Origin of the sequence: Candidatus Igneacidithiobacillus taiwanensis (assembly GCF_031962545.1) — a bacterium.
Classification (GTDB): domain Bacteria; phylum Pseudomonadota; class Gammaproteobacteria; order Acidithiobacillales; family Acidithiobacillaceae; genus Igneacidithiobacillus; species Igneacidithiobacillus taiwanensis.
Genome location: NZ_JAVRKK010000236.1, coordinates 1 through 2,077, shown reverse-complemented (window position 1 = coordinate 2,077; position 2,077 = coordinate 1). Strand labels below are relative to the sequence as shown.

The window sequence follows — 2,077 nt, the reverse complement described above, 5'->3', positions numbered from 1 at the left end:
TGGCCGGCAACATTTGAAAAGATCTTGTTCGGACAGGAAAACACGTTTGGCTAGTATTTGAGCAATTTGACAAATACGATGAACCGTCTTTAGTTGGCGTTTGTGACACAGAACAAGCTGCCCACGCAATGGAAAAAGAAAAGAAAAGAGAGGTAGGTTACAATTTTGCTCATGCCTATGCAATGGAAAAAGAAAAGAAAGGAGAGGAAGCTTACAATCTCATCTGGAGCATGAAAGAAGAAGTATGGGGCAAAAAGAAGGAGGATAATCATGCCTAAATTCCGCAAGAAGCCAATTGTGGTGGAGGCGTTCCAACCGGCCATGACAAAATATAAGGACTGGCCGTTGTGGGCAACGGCAGCAAAGGAGGCCGAGGAGCTAGTAAGAATAACAACATGGGGTGCTTTTAAGCTTCTTACGCTGGAAGGGTATATGCCAGTCAATCCCGGAGACTGGATTATCCGGGGCGTGAAGGGTGAGCTGTACCCGTGCAAAGATGAAATCTTCCGGCAGACTTATGAAGAAGTGGAGGAGTAATTATGGACGCACAATCAGGTAGCTTGTTGGTATGGCACTTTATGCATAAGGATCGGTGTCTTTATAGTTATGAGAAGCTGCCGGAGGAAGAGCCTGTTAAGGTGGTGCCAGGACAGACTTTGCGTATTTCTGATGAGCCTGTCCCCTATTTTCGAGGTTTTCATGGGGCGACCGAGGCACTTAGCGCGCTTGTTAGTGCTCCCGGAATTGTCAATGCTCCTGGTCCAGTCGTTCAACGGGCTGTATTGAATGGTGCAATAAAGACTTGGCCGGGATTCTTAGGTGGGTATAGCGCATGTGCTACGGAGCGGACATGTCTATGGCTTACAGATGCAAGTCATGTACTTCACGAATTTTCCCTCTGGTGCGTGGAGGAAGCGTTACGGTTTAGCGTCGGACGATGGGAAGTATACCCTCCTGATCGGCAATTGTTGGACGCCAAGCGCGAGTGGTTACGCGGGAAAATTTCTAGTAAGAAACTAGAGACAATGGTACAGGAAGCATGGTGGAGGACGTGGGAGGCGGTAGGAGGGGTGCATAGATTTGGCGTTCGTCACAAGATGGTATTTTGGGATAGTGTTCGACTAGATCCAGTGAAGGCGGTCAACGATGCGGTTTTCGAAATACACCTTTGGAGGACCATCCCAGAGGTAGAACTAAACGCCGAGTTAGAGAGGCGACTATTGGCTCTTGCGCAAAAGAAAGAAGGAAGGAGTGATCATGATGGCTTATGGAACATCAGGTGGCACAAAGGATTGTTCCCCTAAATATGTCGTGATCGCAGACTACCCACCGTTTTTTATTTGTCCTCAGTGTGGCAAACTGGTGAAGCGGGGTGAGGTACACGACTGCAACTCCAAAGGCTACGTTATAACGTCTCCGGCGCCCACTACAACAGTGTCTGCGTCTTCGCCACCCACCACAGTGTCTGCCTCCGTTGCCGTCTGCCCCATGTACCACGGCACGGGCTTAGTTAGAAAGCAGGGTTGATGCGACATGACAGGATATTTTGGACTACGATCCAATCGGGGCCGGCCCCTGGAGGAATTGATTACAATCGCGAACGCTCAGTACAGGGCGCAGAGGATTGCGCTGATCCACAAGGTGCCCACGGCGTGGATTCCGCTTCGTGGATCGGATGGACGCATTTCGTCCGCTAAGGTGGCGGAAAAGGCGGCGGTGGACTTCATCGGCGTATATCGTGGCCTCCCCATCGCCATTGAGGCAAAGCACTCGTCGGGTGATCGAATCGCCTGGTCCCGCGTTACCGAGCACCAAGCAAGGTTTCTCGATGACTGGCAGGCGGCGGGTGGTATCGGTTTTGTCATTGTCAGCTTTGGAATGCGTCGGTTTTTCATTGCACCATGGAAGCACTGGCGCGAAGCGGGTGAGCTTTCGGCGTCGTGGCGTCCCGGACAGTTTGAGGGGAGCAGGGAGATTCCACTTGGTGGCCGCGTACCGTTGGACTATCTTCGGGCGGCGGAGGATGGCTGGTTAAACAATGCGATAGTTGGCTAGTTTTTGTCGTGGGGTGTCAATG

The 2,077-nt window shown here is 51.3% G+C and carries 3 protein-coding genes; all 3 read left to right on the top strand.

The features are described from left to right. Positions 1–128: 128 nt before the first annotated feature. The 3 genes from RTI30_RS14200 (at position 129) to RTI30_RS14190 (ending at position 2,055) form a co-directional block, all read left to right on the top strand. Positions 129–278, top strand: coding sequence for a hypothetical protein (locus tag RTI30_RS14200; protein WP_312284148.1), 150 nt, complete (start codon positions 129–131; stop codon positions 276–278). Then, a complete protein-coding gene (locus RTI30_RS14195) occupies positions 271–537 on the top strand; it encodes a hypothetical protein (RefSeq protein ID WP_312284147.1) in 267 nt (88 codons plus the stop codon). The genes RTI30_RS14200 and RTI30_RS14195 overlap by 8 nt, the downstream gene beginning before the upstream one ends. A gap of 996 nt (positions 538–1,533) precedes the next feature. Further along, on the top strand, positions 1,534–2,055 hold the full coding sequence (locus RTI30_RS14190) for a Holliday junction resolvase RecU (RefSeq protein WP_312284146.1): 522 nt from the start codon (positions 1,534–1,536) through the stop codon (positions 2,053–2,055). The last annotated feature ends 22 nt before the right edge of the window (positions 2,056–2,077 follow it).

Bases quoted from the DNA above. Each gene is read 5' to 3' on its own strand.
- RTI30_RS14200 (WP_312284148.1), top strand. From the start codon at position 129: ATGGAAAAAGAAAAGAAAAGAGAGGTAGGTTACAATTTTGCTCATGCC.
- RTI30_RS14195 (WP_312284147.1), top strand. From the start codon at position 271: ATGCCTAAATTCCGCAAGAAGCCAATTGTGGTGGAGGCGTTCCAACCG.
- RTI30_RS14190 (WP_312284146.1), top strand. From the start codon at position 1,534: ATGACAGGATATTTTGGACTACGATCCAATCGGGGCCGGCCCCTGGAG.